The following is a 17623-nucleotide window of genomic DNA, read 5'->3' on the forward strand; positions in this document are numbered from 1 at the left end:
ACTATAAACGGACGTGGAGAGGGTGTAAGACCTCATTTGGAGGCAACCTTCAGCGAAGCGTCAACCCCAATCAGCGACCACCCCTAAAAAGGTGGCGTGGTGAGGAATCCCCCGCGCTCTTTAGCCGGGGGAGGATGTCAACATGAACGTAAACGATATGTTGCCAGCATTCGATACGATAAATCTCGTCAGGAGAGCGGTTAAACAGCAAGGCAACTGTCTCTGCGGTGACGAATCGTGCCAGGGGGTGATGGGTGGACGATTTGTAATTTAGTTTTGACGCTCCAAAGATGGGCGTTTTTGTGGTATGTGTTGATAACATAGTAAGTACTTCCCATTTAATGGGACATTGAGGCGATCGCTCTTGCGGAAAGCGAGACGGGGAGAGCGATCGATTTTACCTGAAGACTCTCCAATTAAACGATAGAATGTTATCTTTTGTCAATAGTGTATGGGCTTAGTCAGGTTGCGAATTCGAGAGTTTGCACAAGAAAAAGGATGGACTATAAAAGAAGTCTCTGATCGCTCTGGGTTAGTCTACAGCACAGTCAGACACTATACCCGCTCACCGGGACTGGCAATGATAGACTATACGGCTATTCACAAATTGGCTCGAACCTTTGATGTGATGGTAGAGGATTTGGTTGAGATTTTAGAGGAGTAGCATATCATAGATAAGTCTTTATTATTCAGCCATTTTACGTCTTACCCAACTCCGAAATGCTCTAACCAATTCCAAATAATCTTTTGTTTGAGCTTGTTGTAAAAAATCAGCAATTTCTGGAATAGGTAAATTGGGAAAAAATTGACTGGTTTGGGTGGTAATATAAGTGCTATTTTGCAGAATTTGAATGACCAGAGATATCCCGTTATAAATCCAAACCTCTGCTACGCCTAAATCGGCATAAACCTGAAGACGATTTGGGGAACTGCTCGTAACATCAATTTCAATCACCAAATCGGGGGCTGGATCTTTAGTCAGGTCAAGCCGTTTCTTGCCTCGAACAGCACCAATTTGATGAATGTAGAAACATTCATCTGGCTCTGCGCCACTCAATTCAGGACGTTTGAGGGTTGTTGAGCCAAGCGGATAAATCGGGAGGTTTGTCTCTTCAGCTAGAGTTTCTACGAAGCGCCCCATAACCGTTTTACTTAATTCATGTTCTGGAGAAGGAGCCATGATTTCTAGATTGCCACGATTATAGGTGAGGCGGAGGCGGCGATCGCACAATTCCTCTAGGAGCGTTTCATAAGTCTGCCAGCTAATCCCCGACAGGTGAATAATTTCATCCGGTGGCGCAAGCAATGTTGCCGTCATAGGTTTTCCGAAAATCCACTGCCTTTATTGTAATCACAAAAGCCTAAGGCGAATCTGTTTGCAAATCGGCAAAACATTGTACAGATTATTCGGGCGCGATCGCACGTTGATCTGTCATCATTTTGTTCTCCTTGGTTAAGCCAGATTCAGCCATCAAAAGTGACGCCACCAATATTGTTCTAACTGGTAGGCTTGGCGCAGGTGTTGTAAAGCGGCTGTTGAGAGCAATCCTTTCACCAGAGCAACAAATTGTCCCCACGCTAGCAATTGCGATTCACTTTTGGCTCGGTTGAACTGATATCTATAGAATATTGTCCAAAATTCAGGGGCAATTGGAGACTTCCAGCGCTTGCGCCAACGCACCATGTCTTGAGGGGTAGGGGGTTCAGCTTCCAGGATTGGTGGAAAGTCGGCGTAGCTGATAAATCGGCTCAAACCTTTACCGTCAACATAAACGATATGTTGCCAGCATTCGATGCGATAAATCTCCTCAGGAGAGCGGTTAAACAGTAAGGCGACTGTCTCGACGGTGACAAATCGTGCCAGGGGGTGACGGGTGGAGGATTTGTAATTTAGTTTTGACGCTTCAAAGGTAGGCGTTTTTGTGGTATGTGTTGATAACATAGTAATTGATTCCCATGCAATGGTAAGTCATTCCCTTGTAATGGGGTGTTTGGGCGATCGCTCTTAGGTTTGTCAGACTTGGAAGAGCGATCGCTTTTTCCGGTAAACTTATTAAATGACGGCATGCAACCACTTGTCAAGTATGGGGCGAGTCAGGCTTAAGGTTCGAGAATTTGCACAAGAGAAAGGTTGGACACTCAAGGAAGTATCTGAGCGTTCCGGCGTCATTTACAGCACCGTGAGACATTATGCTCGTTGTCCTGGAATGTCAAAGATTGACTTTATTTCTGTCCAGAAGCTAGCTTACGCCTTTGATGTGATGGTTGAGGATATGGTTGAGATTGTGGAAGAGTAGCGGCTTAACTCTCCCCAAGCTAGCAATTGTGATTCAGTTGTGGAGCGGTTGACAAGGATGGGTGTTTTTGAGATAAGTGTTGATAACATAGAAAATACCTCCCATTTCATGAGGTGGAAAGGGCGATCGCTCTTAGGTTTGCGATACTGGGAGAGTGATCGCTTTATATATTGGAATTATCCTAAGGTGCAATTGCACCGATAGTCAAGTATGGGTTTAGTCAGGCTGAAAATTCGCGAACTGGCGGCTGAGAAAGGCTGGACGCTCAAGGAGGTTGCTGACCGTTCTGGCGTGATGTACAACACGGTCAAAAGCTATGCTCGCCGTCCCGAGTTGTCAATGGTAGACTTTACCGCTATTCACAAGTTGGCTCGAACCTTTGATGTGATGATTGAGGATGTGGTTGAGATTTTAGAGGAGTAGCGGCTCCACTCTCCCCAAGCTAGGCTCCTGGCTTTTTCTTTACAACTGAACTAACACCCAAAGCACCTAATGTTAGCAAACCTATGGTGAAAGCAGGTTCCGGTACAGATTCGACGAACTCACCCCTAACCAAAAACCTTGTACGGGAAGTACCACCATTATTACCATTACGCCAATATGGGGGATTATATCCTTCTCCGTCATTCCACCAAAAGTAGGTCGCAATGTTAGTTGGGGGGATATCGGATTGATCTGAGTAGTTTGGCATACCACCAACGCCAGTTGCTCCGAACAAACCGCTTCCAAAAACGAGACCGTAACTACCGGGGGTTAGAGTAACAGAAAGTGGAACAAATATCTCACTGCTGGGGAAGGTCGTAGTCAAAATCGTTGTCGCCAAAACCTCTTCCGGCAAAAATGGTGTTCCTTGTGGAAGTGCATCAGAGCTATTTAGCGAGATAATGGCTCCAAATATGTCATATCCCCGTACCAAGTTCCCTTGGTACAACACTCCCCCTAAAAGATGTCCGCCAATATGTGTAACCTGAAGCGTTGTATCAATTTGAAATCTCCATCCGTAAAATTGGTTGTCGGAGATAGAAGTTCCTCCCCTTTGCCCAGTAGAACCAAGTGTTGCAGACTCCAAAGTTATGGTTGATGCCTGTGTCGTGCCAACTGTTCCTAGAGCAATCAATATTCCTCCAGCAGTAGCCATTGATAACTTTTTCAGAACAGAACTGGTTCCGGAGGCTGTGTCAGCACAAACAACTGCAATTTTCTGGTAGATGGTTGTCATATCCAAACCTGATAAGAATTTCTATTTATTACTTTAATCCTTTGCCAGAGGCTGGATATGAAGAGTTGATGAAACAAGCCTAGAATTATGTAAAGTATGGTAAGGTTCAGCTTCTGAATTTGGCATAAACTCTCAAAACCTGAAACGAAAAATCCCCCACCCGAAGGCAGGGGATTATTTAATTACCTACAAGGCTTCAGTTCGTCAACCGAACTTACCCGCAGTCGAGGCAATCACAAACGCCGCGTAGGTTAATATATACCCCACAGTAAAGTGAGCTAAACCAACCACACGACCTTGAACGATGGACATAGCAACTGGCTTATCCTTCCAACGAACCAGGTTAGCCAGAGGCGTGCGCTCGTGCGCCCAAACCAATGTTTCAATCAGTTCTTGCCAGTAACCACGCCAGCTAATCAGGAACATGAAACCAGTCGCCCAGATCAGGTGCCCTAAGAGGAACATCCAAGCCCAAACCGACAGGTTATTCGTGCCATACGGGTTGTACCCGTTAATTAGCTGAGAGGAGTTCAGCCAGAGGTAGTCACGTAGCCAACCCATCAGATAGGTTGAGTTCTGATTAAATGTGGCTACGTTGCCTTGCCATATTCCCAGATGCTTCCAGTGCCAGTAGAAGGTCACCCAACCAATGGTGTTGAGCATCCAGAACATCGCTAGATAGAAAGAGTCCCAAGCGGAGATATCGCAAGTGCCGCCACGACCGGGACCGTCGCAGGGGAAGGCGTAGCCGAAGTCTTTTTTATCCGGCATCAGCTTAGAACCACGGGCATCCAACGCACCTTTGACCAAAATCAAAGTGGTGGTATGCAGACCGAGTGCGATCGCGTGGTGAACTAAGAAATCACCCGGACCAATGGTCAGGAACAGGGAGTTCGTACCATCGTTAATCGCATCTAACCAACCGGGTAACCAAACGTTCCCGTAGTTGGGCCACGCTGTAGTCGCAATGCTATCAGGATTAGATAGCAACGTATCAAATCCATAGAGCAGCTTCCCGTGAGCCGCCTGAATCCATTGTGCAAAAACCGGTTCAATCAGAATTTGCTTCTCAGGAGTCCCAAATGCCACAACCACATCGTTGTGAACATACAGACCCAAGGTGTGGAATCCAAGGAACAAGGAAACCCAGCTCAAGTGAGAGATGATTGCTTCCTTGTGAGCCAATACCCGTGCCAACACATTGTTCTTATTCGCTTCCGGGTCGTAGTCTCGCACCAGGAAGATTGCTCCGTGGGCGAAGGCTCCAACCATCAAGAAGCCAGCAATATATTGGTGGTGAGTATACAACGCCGCCTGAGTGGTATAATCCCGCGCCATGAAGGCATAAGGAGGCAGCGAATACATGTGCTGCGCCACCAGCGAGGTCACTACCCCTAAGCAAGCCAAGTGCCAGCCTAACTGGAAGTGCAGCGAGTTGTTATAGGTGTCGTAGATTCCTTTGTGACCTTCACCCAACATGCCACCAAACGGGGTTCCCGGTGGGGGATTGTGCGTTGCCAAGATGTCTTTCATGCTGTGTCCAATACCGAAGTTCGTCCGGTACATGTGACCTGCAATGATAAACAAGACAGCTATCGCTAGGTGGTGGTGAGCAATATCGGTCAGCCACAGGGATTCGGTCTGGGGGTGGAACCCACCTAAGAAGGTTAGAATCGCAGACCCGGCGCCTTCAGAGGTACCAAAAATATGGTTTGCCGTATCTGGATTCTGGGCATAAACGCCCCAGTTCCCCGTGAAAAACGGACCCAAACCCGCTGGGTGTGGCTTGACGGACAGGAAGTTATCCCAGCCAACATGCTGTCCCCGAGCTTCGGGAATCGCAACGTGAACCAGGTGACCTGTCCATGCTAAGGAACTCACCCCAAACAAACCCGCTAGGTGGTGGTTTAGGCGAGACTCAGCATTCTTAAACCAAGCCAAGCTAGGACGGAACTTGGGTTGTAAGTGCAGCCAACCTGCAAACAGGAAGACGGCAGATAGCACCAAGAGGAATAATGCCCCTTGATACAGATCCCCATTTGTCCGCATCCCCACGGTGTACCACCAGTGGTACACCCCAGAGTAAGCAATATCAACAGGATTGGACGCACCGGCTTGAGTAAACGCATCGACAGCCGATTGACCGAATTGAGGGTCCCAAATCGCGTGTGCGATCGGACGGACGTTGAGCGGATCTTTAATCCACTGTTCAAAGTTGCCTTGCCAGGCGACGTGGAACAGACTGCCAGAAGTCCACAGGAAAATGATTGCAAGATGACCGAAGTGAGAGGCGAAAATCTTCTGATAAAGATTTTCCTCCGTCATGCCATCATGGCTCTCAAAGTCATGGGCGGTGGCAATTCCGTACCAGATTCGACGTGTAGTCGGATCTTGAGCGAGATCCTGGCTAAATTTCGGAAATTTTGTTGCCATCTGTCTTTCTTTAGGAAATCCTACAGAGACTTATGCTTTTGCTGCTCGTTTTCTGTCTTTTGTGACCCCCTGGAACCGAAGTTCCAGGTTGGGATAGGGTCTAGACAGGCAAGACCTTCTGTCTTGCTTTATAGTGCTTTCGATTCAAACAGCCGTCATCCGACTGCTAGGATTCGTGCCAGGAAGAATGCCCAAGTGGTGACAATTCCTCCTAGGAGGTAGTGAGCTACCCCCACAGCCCGACCCTGAATAATGCTCAGAGCGCGAGGCTGAATAGCTGGAGCCACTTTTAGTTTATTATGCGCCCAAACGATGGATTCGATCAGCTCTTGCCAGTAGCCGCGACCACTGAACAGGAACATCAAGCTGAATGCCCAAACAAAGTGAGCGCCTAAGAACAGGATGCCATAAGCTGACAACGCTGTGCCGTAGGAGTTGATCACCTGAGAGGCTTGCGCCCAGAGGAAGTCACGCAACCAACCGTTAATCGTAATTGCGCTCGCGGCAAAGTTACCGCCCGTGATATGAGACACGGTACCATCCGGTGCGACTGTACCCCAAACATCAGACTGCATCTTCCAGCTAAAGTGGAAAATCACAATCGAGATGCAGTTATACATCCAGAACAGACCAAGGAAGACGTGATCCCAAGCCGATACTTGGCAAGTACCACCCCGACCTGGACCATCGCAGGGGAAGCGGAAGCCGAGTGCAGATTTGTCAGGAATCAAACGAGAGTTCCGGGCATATAGCACACCTTTGAGCAGAATCAGTGCGGTGACATGAATCTGGAAGGCGTGAATATGGTGGATCATGAAGTCCGCCGTTCCTAGCGCAATTGGCATCATTGCCACTTTGCCACCCACTGCGACAATCCCGCCACCAAAGGCATAGCTAACGGGTTCCAACGCATTAGGCGCAGTTCCTCCAGGTGCTAGGGTATGGATATTTTGTACCCACTGGGCAAATATCGGTTGCAACTGGATTCCCGTATCGGAGAACATATCTTGAGGACGACCAAAAGCCCGCATCGTGTCGTTGTGAACGTACAGACCGAAGCTGTGGAAGCCCAAGAAAATGCACACCCAGTTGAGGTGAGATATAATTGCATCCCGGTGACGGATCACCCGATCCAGAAGGTTATTCTGGTTAACTACCGGGTCGTAGTCCCGCACCATGAAAATCCCCGCATGAGCCGCACCGCCAACGATACAGAATGCCCCAATCCACATGTGGTGGGTAAAGATGGACAACTGTGTACCATAGTCTGTGGCTAAGTACGGATACGGAGGCATCGCGTACATGTGGTGAGCCACGATAATGGTCAGCGAACCCAGCATTGCCAAGTTAACGGCTAGTTGAGCGTGCCACGACCGGGTCAGGTTTTCGTAGAGACCTTTGTGTCCTTCACCAGTGAATGGACCTTTGTGGTTCTCTAGAATTTGCTTCATGGTGTGACCGATGCCCCAGTTCGTCCGGTACATGTGACCGGCGATGATGAACAGAACCGCGATCGCTAAGTGGTGATGCGCGGTATCTGAGAGCCACAAGCCACCCGTCGTTGGGTTTAAGCCACCTTTAAAGGTTAGGAAGTCCGAATATACCCCCCAGTTCAGGGTGAAGAACGGCTTCAACCCTTGCTCGAAACTGGGATATAACTCTGCCATCAAGCTCTTGTTCAGGATGAACTCGTGAGGCAGGGGAATATCTTTTGGAGCAACCCCAGCATCGAGTAGCTTGTTGATCGGCAGAGAGACATGAATCTGGTGACCCGCCCAACCTAATGAGCCACAACCTAACAATCCAGCTAAGTGGTGGTTCATCATGGACTCTACATTCTGAAACCATTCCAACTTAGGCGCCCGCTTGTGGTAGTGGAACCAGCCAGCAAACAGCATCAGGGCTGCCATGACTAGACCACCAATAGCGGTGCAGTAGAGTTGGAATTCATTTGTGATTCCAGATGCACGCCAGATTTGGAAGAATCCTGACGTGATTTGAATGCCGTGGAAGCCGCCACCGACATCCGCATTTAAAATGTCTTGACCCACAATGGGCCAGACCACTTGAGCACTTGGCTTGATATTGATCGGATCAGTAAGCCAAGCTTCGTAGTTGGAAAACCGAGCGCCATGGAAATACATGCCGCTCAACCAGACAAAAATAACCGCTAAGTGACCGAAGTGAGCGCTAAAAATTTTGCGCGATACATCTTCTAGGTCACTGGTATGACTATCGAAATCATGAGCGTTCGCGTGCAGGTTCCAAATCCACGTAGTGGTTTTTGGTCCCTTGGCTAGGGTACGGTCAAAATGACCAGGTTTAGACCACTTCTCAAATGAAGTAGGAACTGGATCTTTATCAACCGTTACCTTTGCCTTCGTGTCCCGCTCAGGAGGGCTGATTGTCATCAGGAGTCTCCTCTCTATACAAGGAACAAGAAATATCCCAAAGGAAGTTTGCTTTTTTATCAATTTAGCGGAAAGCACCGCTTTTGTGCGTAACTTTCCTGGAAAAACGATATCCCCTTTGAAATTCAGAGGATACTCTTTTGTTGATGATAGGTCTTGCTGGAGGAAGTCTTGGGTTGCACTTAACAAAAATTCAAATTTCAGCAAATCAAGGTCTACTTTGGGTTTTGCTGTAAGTAAACTCCCCAAAAAGTCAAGAGTGTGGTCGGTAAATTTTACAAAACTCAACAATTGAGAGATTTAATCTCAGATTCGTCCGTCATTCGTCATACTCGCTTTCCTTGAGAAGCAAGCTACGTCATTTGTTGATTCACAAACCGATTTCCCATGCACCTGCGCCCCTTTGTTCCCCATCTCCCTCATCCATCAGTATCAGTAGAGGATGAGCCATTGTTCGCTATAGTTCCTAATGAGCAGAATTAGTTGAGGAGATGGTGTTTTGGCTAGGAATCTCTGGTGGAAAACAGTGAGGGCAATTTGTTCAGTCTTGCTGGTGGTGGTGCTTATAGCGGGACTCGTGGCATGTGGCGGAAGCGCACAGACGTTACAACCACTTGAAGATGAAGCCCCATCGCCAACCGAGCCAGTGGCACGACTATCAGAAGTCGCACCGCCCCCAGTCATTCAGCAACTGAATCGCCGCCTAGAAACCTATCAACCTCAAGTCACCATCCTGAGTCCCACTCCGGATCAAATTCTTCAAGACACCACCGTCTCCGTACAATTGCAGGTGCAAGACTTGCCCCTGTTCAAAAACCCGGAATTAGACATGGGTCCTCATCTGCATCTGATTCTTGACAATCAGCCCTATATTCCGGTTTACGACATAGAAAAACCCTTTGTCTTTGAGGACTTATCCCCCGGAACCCATACTCTGAGAGTTTTTGCGGCTCGTCCTTGGCATGAAAGCTTTAAAAATGAAGGCGCTTATGCTCAGACCAGATTTCACCTATTTACCAAAACTGACGATAATAATCCGGCGTCTAACCTTCCTCTATTAACCTATAGCCGTCCCAAAGGTAGCTATGGTGCTGAGCCTATCCTGCTCGACTTCTATGTGACTAATGCTCCACTCCACCTCGTCGCCCAGGAAAACCCAGAAGACGAGATAGTAGATTGGCAAATTCGCGTCACCATCAATGGTGAAAGTTTTACCCTAGATCTTTGGCACTCCGTTTATCTCAAAGGCTTTAAACCCGGTAAAAACTGGGTGCAGCTAGAGTTCCTGGATGAGCAAGGAAATCCAGTTAAAAACACTTACAACAACACAGCGCGGCTAATTAGTTACCAGCCAGGGGGCAATGACACCCTATCCCAATTAATGCGGAACGAGCTTTCTGCTGAAGTCGCCCGTAGCATTATCGATCCCAACTATAAAGTTCAAGCCACACCAACACCCACGCCAGAAGTAACCCCCACACCTACACCTGCACCCACTCCATCGCCTACAGTAGAGCCAACACCAATACCGTCAGTGTCTCCCACTCCTGTTGAAGAAATACCAACGGCTGAACCAGAGATACCCCAAGAAATTCCCGCCCCTGAACCCGAAACACCTGTTGAAGAAATACCAACAACTGAACCAGAGATACCCCAAGAAATTCCCGCCCCTGAACCCGAAACACTTGTCGAAGAAAAACCAATACCTGAACCCAAGACAGGGGAAGAATCTCCCACAGCCGTAGAACCCGCTACGCCAGATGAAACCGTCCCCTCAGCTACAGACTTGGAAACTCCTGAAGCCAAACCTACAGAAAAATCTCCAGCCCGTGGCTTTCTGAATCGCTTCTATCAAAACATCAGGGAACGATTCCAAAAACCCACAGTATCTCCTACCCCATCCACTGAACAACCAGAAGAACCAGAAACACCGTCACCTGAACCTGAAGTTTTGCTAGAGGAAACGGAGTCGCAGCCAGAACCGCAAGCGGATACAGAATTTGTCACTCCACCCCAGACAACTCTTGATGAAGCATCGGATATCGTTACAGAGGAAACCGAATCTCAGTCAGAACCCGAAGCATCTACACCCCTGGATAAAACCCAAACATCCTCAGAGAAACCGCAAGCAGATAAAGAACCTGTAACTCCACCCCAAACAACTCTTGATGAAGCATCGGATATCGTTACAGAGGAAACCGAATCTCAGTCAGAAACGGAAGTATCGACATCCCTCGATAAAACCCAAACATCCTCAGAGGAACCTCAAGCGGATACAAAACCTGTAACTCCAAAACTCAAAACTCCCTCACCGCCATCCCAGGTGGTTCCAGAGGACACAGAATCGAACCCACAGACAACTCAAACCACCCCAGAAGAGGTGAAAGAAAAATCGGTAACTCCCGATGAATCGTTACCTGCGGAACCTCCTTCATCGGAGGAGGAAACCCCCATTCCCTCGCCAAACCCAACAATTAAACCCGTCATTCCTGACACTGACTTGCCACCAACCTTGCCCGAATTAATTGAAAAATAATGGGAAGTCTAGAAACCTTAGTCGGGGCGGGTTTAGCCACATCTGGGTACAACCGAAAAGATAGTCGTGAAACCCGCCCCTACACACCCTGGGAAAACGGAAGGTGAACGTTAGGTTAGGATCTGAGCAATAAACAATCAACAATCAACAATCACTGAAAATCGCATGACACCAAGGGTTCGAGCGCCAGAACTTCCCCAAGACGGCATCTGGTTCAATACGGATCACCCACTTTCTCTGAAGTATTTAAAAGGGCGAGTGGTGATTCTTGACTTTTGGACGTACTGCTGTATTAACTGCCTCCATGTTCTGCCAGACTTAAACTATTTAGAACAAAAATATAAAGATAGTCTTACCGTTATTGGTATTCATTCATCTAAATTTGATAACGAAAAAGACGCGGAAAATATTCGTCAGGCAATTCTTCGCTACAATGTCGAGCATCCCGTTGTTGTAGACTCTACTTTTAATCTGTGGCAGCAATATGCAGTTCGGGCGTGGCCCACGTTAGTCGTGATTGACCCTGAAGGTTATGTGATTAGAGATGTTGCGGGGGAAGGAAATCGAGCAGTTCTCGAGCAACTTATTGGGGAACTGATCCAGAAACACCAGCAAAAAGACACAATAACGATGCAGCCACTTCATTTCACCTTGGAAAAACAGCGACACCCCCTCACCAATCCCTTAGCATTTCCTGGAAAAGTCCTTGCTGATGAATTTAGCGATCGCCTATTTATTGCTGACTCGGGTCATCATCGAATTGTGGTAAGTAATTTGGCAGGTGAGGTATTAAATATTATTGGTACAGGTGAACCAGGATTGACGGATGGCACTTTTACTGAAGCCCAATTTTTTGCGCCTCAAGGTATCACGCTAGATCCCAAAAATCAACGTCTCTACGTGGCGGATACAGAAAATCATTGCTTGCGATGCATTCATCTAGAAACTGAGCAAGTTGAAACCATTGCGGGTACTGGTGAGCAAAGTCGCCAGATTCAACCCCATAGCGGCTTAGGGTTACAAACAGCATTGAATTCACCGTGGGATATTGAAAAAATTGATAATCGCCTTTTGATTGCGATGGCGGGTTCCCACCAAATCTGGGAAATGCAGCTTGAAACGGGTGAGATTGGCACTTACGCGGGGACAGGTGCAGAAGCCTGTATAGATGGGTCACTCCAGGAAGCAGCCTTTGCTCAACCCAGTGGGATTACCAGCGATGGACGAGAACTCTACGTGGCTGATAGTGAGGTGAGTTCGATTCGGGGAGTGGGTCTGATTAATAATTTACCCGTGCGGACAATTTGTGGCAGTGGTGAACTGTTTGAATTTGGCGATCGCGATGGTCAAAAGTCAGAGGTACGACTCCAGCACTGTTTAGGCGTGGAATATACCCAAAATTACCTCTGGGTCGCAGATACTTATAATCATAAAATCAAGCGCGTCGATCCGAGTACGGGTAGCTGTCAGACCTTGTTAGGTAACGGTCAAGCCGGACACCGCGACGGTCAGAGTCATGAGGCGCAGTTTGCCGAGCCCTCTGGAGTCAGTGCGATCGCGGCTCGTCTCTATATTGCTGACACGAATAATCATGCCATCCGTTGTGTTGATCTAGGTACGTTAGAAGTGACCACTTTAAATTTGAGCGGGTATCAGATCTAATATCTTCACTCAAAAACAAGGATTCACAGTTCAAGAAATCTGAAACCTTGCCACCAAACATTTATGTCATACAACCCCCACAAACACCACCGCCGTTCTATTCGCCTCAAAGGGTACGACTACACCTAACCTAGAGGACACGATAATATCGTATCCCTACCCAATCAATTATCTCGCTTGTTATGGTAGGGGTACGGTAAGCGCACTGACCATAAAAACGCGATCGCCTTTGGGTTAACCTCTCAAATTGACGCTACACTCTTCGCTCAACCTTCCATTGCTAGAATACTGAAAAGCTTCAAAGCGTAAGGCGATATGACTTATTTTCTTGTCATCTGTGAATCACACTGAAACTCGACAACTCGGATTCTTTTCCCTGGCGGCTTTACTGGTATCGGCACATTATGGTTTGGGATTTGTTCTCGGAACTGCCGAAAAAGCCTTGACCTTGGGTTGGGCGGGTAGCCTCTATCCGATTTCTATTGCCCTCGGTACCCTTATCCTCCTGGCATTTGCCAGATTCTATTGGCGGTCAGTTGAACCAATCTGGACACTACTGGGAAATCGCTACGGACATCCCGTCAAAGTATTGGTGGGAACTATGTCCTGGTTATCGCTAATTGGGATTTTTGCGGTGCAAATTATTGCTGGTGCATTTATCCTCAAAGTCTTAAATGTACCCGTGCAGCCCAGTATGCTAGGCTTAGCACTGGTCTTTCTGCTCTCTTCTCTACTCCCAATTGAGAAAGCCAGTTGGCTATTCCGGGGATTATTGGGATTCAATATCCTGGCATTATTGTACGCGATCGCGAAATTGCACGCTGTTCCCCTCTATTTACACGCCCCAGTAGATTTCATTCCCGCACTTCACCAGATGAGTCTCCCTTCTTTACTCGGCATCTCCTTATCGACAGTATTGCTGGTGTTAATTGATATGAAATATCACCAATTTGTCGTACAAGCTAAGGATTTACGCAACCTCTATCTGGGCTGTATTTTGGCGGCTATATTATTTCTGTTTCTGGCATTATTACCGTCTGCTGTAGTAATTGCTAGCCAAAGGGCTGGGATTTTGCCCACCGATATTGATGGAAAAGAAATAATTCCTTGGATTTTATTATGGCTGGGTGGAGGCGCTACTCAATGGGGGGGACAGTTGTTGATTTTATCGTTAATCGTACCCGCTTTAGGAGTCGGTAGTAGTATTTTGCGGGTGCAAACTAAGGTTGTTTTGGACTTTGAGTTGATTCCCGCTTCTCAACTGAATCGACTACTTGTTTCCATAATCAATACAGGCTTAGGATTAGCCGTCGCCTTGAAAGGCGGTGAAATTATCAGTTTAATTGTCTTATTTTATGCCCTATATGTAGCAACTGTTTGGGTTCCCTTTGCGGCTTACCTCGTCGCTGAAACTGGACGCTATAAGTTCGCCGCGAGTAGTGTCCGACTGGCATTAATCATCAGTGGTTTGTCGGCATTGTCAATGCTGATCTTGACCCTGACGAAACCAGACGCAGCTTTTTTTCACAGTGCTGAGTTAAGTATTATCATGTTGGGCATGGGGTTTGGTTGCTTGGGGTTAGGCTTAGGCGAGATAATTGAGAAGTATTTACCTATTTCTACCATCAAAGAAGATCGGCACAACCATCTCAGCACTCAGCACCCGCAACAACTCAAGACACCCACCCTTACTCAAAAAAATTAGTGGTGAAGTATTAATTACCGTCAAGCTAGGCACGATCTAAATCCTGCTCCAAATCATCAAAATCTACCTGAAAAAAATCGATTTTATGCCGAGCCAAAACTTCCAGGAAATCCCGAAGATTTAACCCAGCTATCTGTGCCGCTTTCTCCTGAGACACTTCACCCTGCTGATACCAAAAAATCGCTGCTGCCAAACGCATCTCTTTCCCAAACTCCTGGGGAGACTTACGCCGTGCTTACAATATTTCCTCAGATAAATTAAGAATAATTTGAAGCATTTTATTTGAACTTAAAATGCTTCAGCAGAACATCAAAAAGACTCCGTGGTGGCAAATGCGAGTATTTTAGTCTGCTGATTAAATCGGTTTAGGATAAATGAAAGTCGGATGATTTACACCACAGCTTGCAGGGCACGATACCATCGTGCCCCTACCCAATCCATTCTCTCGCTTGTTATGGTAGGGACACGGCATTGCCGTGTCCTCTTCTGTGCAGCATTATCCAGAAAATGAAGATGTAGAGACGTTGCATGCAACGTCTCTACAATATTGCTTTCTTCGGCTTATAGGTAGAAGCAACGTGCAATTCTTTTAACTGATTCTCTCCCACCTTGGCGGGTGCTTCCGTTAACAAACAACTGGCTTGCTGCGTCTTGGGAAACGCAATCACATCCCGAATCGATTCTTCCCCCGCTAACAACATAACCAACCGATCCAACCCATACGCAATTCCGCCATGAGGAGGTGCGCCATAATCAAACGCTTCCAGTAAGAAGCCAAATTTATTTTGAGCCTCTTCTGGCGACAAGCCGATCGCGTCGAATACTCGTCTCTGAATATCGGGTTGGTACATCCGCAAACTGCCGCCGCCGACTTCATAGCCGTTATACACTAAATCATACGCTTGCGCCCTTGCCGTTTTCAGGTCATCGATATCATCGGGGTGGGGCGCGGTAAAGGGGTGATGAATTGCCTCTAAGCGTTTCTCATCCGCATTCCATTCAAACATCGGATAATCTGTCACCCAGAGTAAATTAATTTTCGTCGGGTTAATCAGTCCCAACTCCTGACCCAATACCTGGCGCAGGCGATCCAAGGTTTTATTTACCACATCGGTATCACCCGCACCAAACAGCAGTAAATGACCGGGTTTCGCCCCTGTCATCTCTAGCAGTTTCTGTTTCACCTCCTCAGTGAGATTGTCTTTAATCGCCCCAATCGTGTCAATTTCCCAGTTGTCTCGCACCCGAATATAAGCTAAACCCTTAGCGCCTGCTGCGGCGGCTTCGTTAAATAAGTCACCACTCTTACCGGGTTTAATTCGCACGTTGGAAATTTTGTCGTTACCGCCAGGAATGGGTAATACTTTTACCTTACCCCCAGCCGCTACTGCACCGGAAAATACCTTAAATCCAGAGTCTTTCAGCAACTCTGAGACATCTACCAATTCCAAGCCAAAGCGGGTATCGGGTTTATCCGTACCATAGCGTTCCATGACTTCAGTGTAGGTGAGGTGGGGAAAAGGGCGGGGAATCTCAATCCCTTTTACTGTTTTAAAGATATGACAGACCAACCCTTCATTAAGCTGGAGAATCTCCTCCTGGGACATAAAACTCATTTCCATGTCCAACTGGGTAAACTCTGGCTGACGATCTGCCCTTAAATCTTCATCCCGAAAGCAACGGGCAATCTGATAGTAACGGTCTAATCCCGCAACCATCAACAATTGCTTGAATAATTGCGGCGATTGTGGTAGTGCGTACCATTCCCCTGGATTCACACGAGAGGGAACCAAATAGTCTCTCGCCCCTTCCGGTGTGGAACGGGTTAACATGGGGGTTTCCACCTCAATGAACCTTTGCTCATCTTCTAAATAACGGCGAATCGCCTTAATCACCTCATGGCGCAATTCTATATTTTGGCGCATGCGATCGCGGCGAATATCCAAATACCGATATTTGAGGCGCAATTCTTCCCGCACGGTTTCGGCGTCGGCGGTAGAAACCTGAAACGGTAACTGCTTACGAACCGTATTCAACGGTTTAATCTGATCCGCATACACTTCCACTTCACCCGTGGATAAATTAGGGTTGAGCGAATCATCTGGACGCCGACTCACACGCCCAGTAATTTGCACCACATACTCATTCCGCACGGCTTCTGCATTCTGATAAGAATCCGGCGTGCGCTGAGGATCACTAACAATCTGCACAATACCCGTGCGATCGCGCAAATCTAAAAATATCACCCCCCCATGGTCACGTCGCCGATCTACCCAACCACAGAGGGTAACGGTTTCACCAACATGGTTACTTCGCAATTCGCCGCAATAATGAGTCCGCATAGCCGATGAAAAAATAAGTGCTTTGACAGAGAGGAACGTCTAAGGTAACAAAATGTGAAAGCTTTGCCCATTATCCTGCATTCAGCAATCATTGTCTGTGTCTTCCAACCAACTTCATCATCTCTGGATAGAGGAAGATACCGATCCCACCAAATATCCTAAGCAAACTCTACCGATCGGAGGGCGATCCCTGTTTGTAAACTTTGGTAAACATAAGAGTAGAGATATTTTGTTGTAACAAAGGAAATAAAAAATATGGCTTCTACTCAACCGACTGGTGTAACCCCTGCCCGTTCTCAGGAGACGAAAAACGTAGCCCAAGCATTTGAGGGCTTGGGTACAGATGACAAACTAGCGTTACTTTACTACATCTACGAAAAAATGGGCGATTCGATCACACCGGCTGCACCCACGGCGGCTGATGCGGAAATCTCCCCCCAACTGATGCAAGACTTCTTTAACCTTTCCGATGATCAGCAGCTAGCCGCCATGGGAGAAATTGTCAATCGTGAAGATACACAAGTATCACGGGCATATGGGGCATTGAGTGAAAATAACCAATTGTTAGCCTGGTACGCATGGGCGCAAGGAATGGGTGATACTGTTGTCGATATCCCCCGCAACTATAAAGCGAGTCCAGAGGTAAATCGGATTCTATCCCAAATCGAAAATCTAGATTTCGAGGGACAAATCTCTTGCCTACGCCAAGTCGCTGGAGATATGGGTTATAGTCCCATTCAACCCATTCCCAGCCAGGAAGAAACGGGAAAAACCCCCAGTTTATAGATAGTAGGGGCTTGGTTCCCAAGCCCCCTATCCGACATCGACAGAACGTGATTGTTGACACCCTCCCCCGGCTAAAGAGCGCGGGGGATTCCTCACCACGCCACCTTTAGCCGGGGTGGTCGCTGATTGGGGTTGACGCTTCGCTGAAGGTTGCCTCCAAATGAGGTCTTACACCCTCTCCACGTCCGTTTATAGTCTCGGAATGCCCTCCCGCGACTTGTATTTACATTAC

At 47.5% G+C, this 17623-nt stretch carries 13 protein-coding genes and 1 pseudogene; 7 read left to right on the forward strand and 7 right to left on the reverse strand.

The genetic code is table 11. The annotated features are described in order from the left end of the window. The first annotated feature begins 451 nt into the window (after positions 1 to 451). The gene (locus RLO19_RS11430; RefSeq protein WP_446356463.1) at positions 452 to 664 is read left to right on the forward strand and encodes a helix-turn-helix domain-containing protein; all 213 of its coding nucleotides are present in this window, start codon (positions 452 to 454) and stop codon (positions 662 to 664) included. A 21-nt stretch (positions 665 to 685) separates the two neighbouring features. On the opposite strand, the gene RLO19_RS11435 is transcribed toward RLO19_RS11430, so the two are convergent. Beyond that, the gene (locus RLO19_RS11435) at positions 686 to 1318 is read right to left on the reverse strand and encodes a Uma2 family endonuclease (RefSeq protein WP_446356465.1); all 633 of its coding nucleotides are present in this window, start codon (positions 1316 to 1318) and stop codon (positions 686 to 688) included. A 153-nt stretch (positions 1319 to 1471) separates the two neighbouring features. Beyond that, positions 1472 to 1942: a hypothetical protein gene (locus tag RLO19_RS11440; RefSeq protein ID WP_446356467.1), complete on the reverse strand. Its 471-nt coding sequence runs from the start codon at positions 1940 to 1942 to the stop codon at positions 1472 to 1474. A 142-nt stretch (positions 1943 to 2084) separates the two neighbouring features. Between RLO19_RS11440 and RLO19_RS11445 the strand changes: the two genes are divergently transcribed. Both RLO19_RS11445 and RLO19_RS11450 read left to right on the forward strand, forming a co-directional pair. Further along, positions 2085 to 2297: a helix-turn-helix domain-containing protein gene (locus RLO19_RS11445; protein WP_446356482.1), complete on the forward strand. Its 213-nt coding sequence runs from the start codon at positions 2085 to 2087 to the stop codon at positions 2295 to 2297. A 210-nt stretch (positions 2298 to 2507) separates the two neighbouring features. Continuing rightward, positions 2508 to 2720, forward strand: a complete 213-nt coding sequence (locus RLO19_RS11450; RefSeq protein WP_446336883.1) for a helix-turn-helix domain-containing protein — start codon at positions 2508 to 2510, stop codon at positions 2718 to 2720. Positions 2721 to 2739: 19 nt separating this feature from the next. On the opposite strand, the gene RLO19_RS11455 is transcribed toward RLO19_RS11450, so the two are convergent. The 3 genes from RLO19_RS11455 to psaA form a co-directional block, all read right to left on the reverse strand. Beyond that, entirely contained in the window at positions 2740 to 3516 is a 777-nt protein-coding gene (locus tag RLO19_RS11455) for a hypothetical protein (protein WP_446356469.1), read from the reverse strand. A 204-nt stretch (positions 3517 to 3720) separates the two neighbouring features. After that, on the reverse strand, positions 3721 to 5949 hold the full coding sequence (gene psaB / locus RLO19_RS11460; protein ID WP_446356471.1) for a photosystem I core protein PsaB: 2229 nt from the start codon (positions 5947 to 5949) through the stop codon (positions 3721 to 3723). Between the two features lie 155 nt (positions 5950 to 6104). After that, positions 6105 to 8360, reverse strand: a complete 2256-nt coding sequence (gene psaA, locus RLO19_RS11465; RefSeq protein ID WP_446356484.1) for a photosystem I core protein PsaA — start codon at positions 8358 to 8360, stop codon at positions 6105 to 6107. Positions 8361 to 8859: 499 nt separating this feature from the next. On the opposite strand from psaA, the gene RLO19_RS11470 reads away from it, so the two are divergent. The 3 genes from RLO19_RS11470 to RLO19_RS11480 all read left to right on the forward strand — a co-directional run bounded on the left by RLO19_RS11470 (position 8860) and on the right by RLO19_RS11480 (position 14263). Then, positions 8860 to 10896: a hypothetical protein gene (locus RLO19_RS11470; RefSeq protein WP_446356473.1), complete on the forward strand. Its 2037-nt coding sequence runs from the start codon at positions 8860 to 8862 to the stop codon at positions 10894 to 10896. Between the two features lie 165 nt (positions 10897 to 11061). Then, complete coding sequence (locus RLO19_RS11475) at positions 11062 to 12558, forward strand: thioredoxin-like domain-containing protein (protein WP_446356475.1); 1497 nt, start codon at positions 11062 to 11064, stop codon at positions 12556 to 12558. Positions 12559 to 12895: 337 nt separating this feature from the next. Next, positions 12896 to 14263 carry a hypothetical protein gene (locus tag RLO19_RS11480; protein WP_446356477.1) on the forward strand — a complete coding sequence of 456 codons (1368 nt, stop codon included), beginning with the start codon at positions 12896 to 12898 and terminating at the stop codon, positions 14261 to 14263. A 25-nt stretch (positions 14264 to 14288) separates the two neighbouring features. Here RLO19_RS11480 and RLO19_RS11485 read toward each other — a convergent pair. Both RLO19_RS11485 and aspS read right to left on the reverse strand, forming a co-directional pair. Then, positions 14289 to 14540 (reverse strand): annotated as a pseudogene (locus RLO19_RS11485) (UPF0175 family protein). Positions 14541 to 14802: 262 nt separating this feature from the next. Beyond that, positions 14803 to 16605: an aspartate--tRNA ligase gene (gene aspS, locus RLO19_RS11490; RefSeq protein ID WP_446356479.1), complete on the reverse strand. Its 1803-nt coding sequence runs from the start codon at positions 16603 to 16605 to the stop codon at positions 14803 to 14805. A 255-nt stretch (positions 16606 to 16860) separates the two neighbouring features. On the opposite strand from aspS, the gene RLO19_RS11495 reads away from it, so the two are divergent. After that, entirely contained in the window at positions 16861 to 17391 is a 531-nt protein-coding gene (locus RLO19_RS11495) for an orange carotenoid protein N-terminal domain-containing protein (protein ID WP_446356481.1), read from the forward strand. The last annotated feature ends 232 nt before the right edge of the window (positions 17392 to 17623 follow it).

Source organism: Coleofasciculus sp. G2-EDA-02 (genome assembly GCF_040226375.1).
GTDB lineage: Bacteria > Cyanobacteriota > Cyanobacteriia > Cyanobacteriales > Coleofasciculaceae > Coleofasciculus.

Coding starts and splice junctions, on each gene's coding strand:
- RLO19_RS11430 (WP_446356463.1), top strand. CDS start 452: ATGGGCTTAGTCAGGTTGCGAATTCGAGAGTTTGCACAAGAAAAAGGA.
- RLO19_RS11435 (WP_446356465.1), bottom strand. CDS start 1,318: ATGACGGCAACATTGCTTGCGCCACCGGATGAAATTATTCACCTGTCG.
- RLO19_RS11440 (WP_446356467.1), bottom strand. CDS start 1,942: ATGTTATCAACACATACCACAAAAACGCCTACCTTTGAAGCGTCAAAA.
- RLO19_RS11445 (WP_446356482.1), top strand. CDS start 2,085: ATGGGGCGAGTCAGGCTTAAGGTTCGAGAATTTGCACAAGAGAAAGGT.
- RLO19_RS11450 (WP_446336883.1), top strand. CDS start 2,508: ATGGGTTTAGTCAGGCTGAAAATTCGCGAACTGGCGGCTGAGAAAGGC.
- RLO19_RS11455 (WP_446356469.1), bottom strand. CDS start 3,516: ATGACAACCATCTACCAGAAAATTGCAGTTGTTTGTGCTGACACAGCC.
- psaB (WP_446356471.1), bottom strand. CDS start 5,949: ATGGCAACAAAATTTCCGAAATTTAGCCAGGATCTCGCTCAAGATCCG.
- psaA (WP_446356484.1), bottom strand. CDS start 8,360: ATGACAATCAGCCCTCCTGAGCGGGACACGAAGGCAAAGGTAACGGTT.
- RLO19_RS11475 (WP_446356475.1), top strand. CDS start 11,062: ATGACACCAAGGGTTCGAGCGCCAGAACTTCCCCAAGACGGCATCTGG.
- aspS (WP_446356479.1), bottom strand. CDS start 16,605: ATGCGGACTCATTATTGCGGCGAATTGCGAAGTAACCATGTTGGTGAA.
- RLO19_RS11495 (WP_446356481.1), top strand. CDS start 16,861: ATGGCTTCTACTCAACCGACTGGTGTAACCCCTGCCCGTTCTCAGGAG.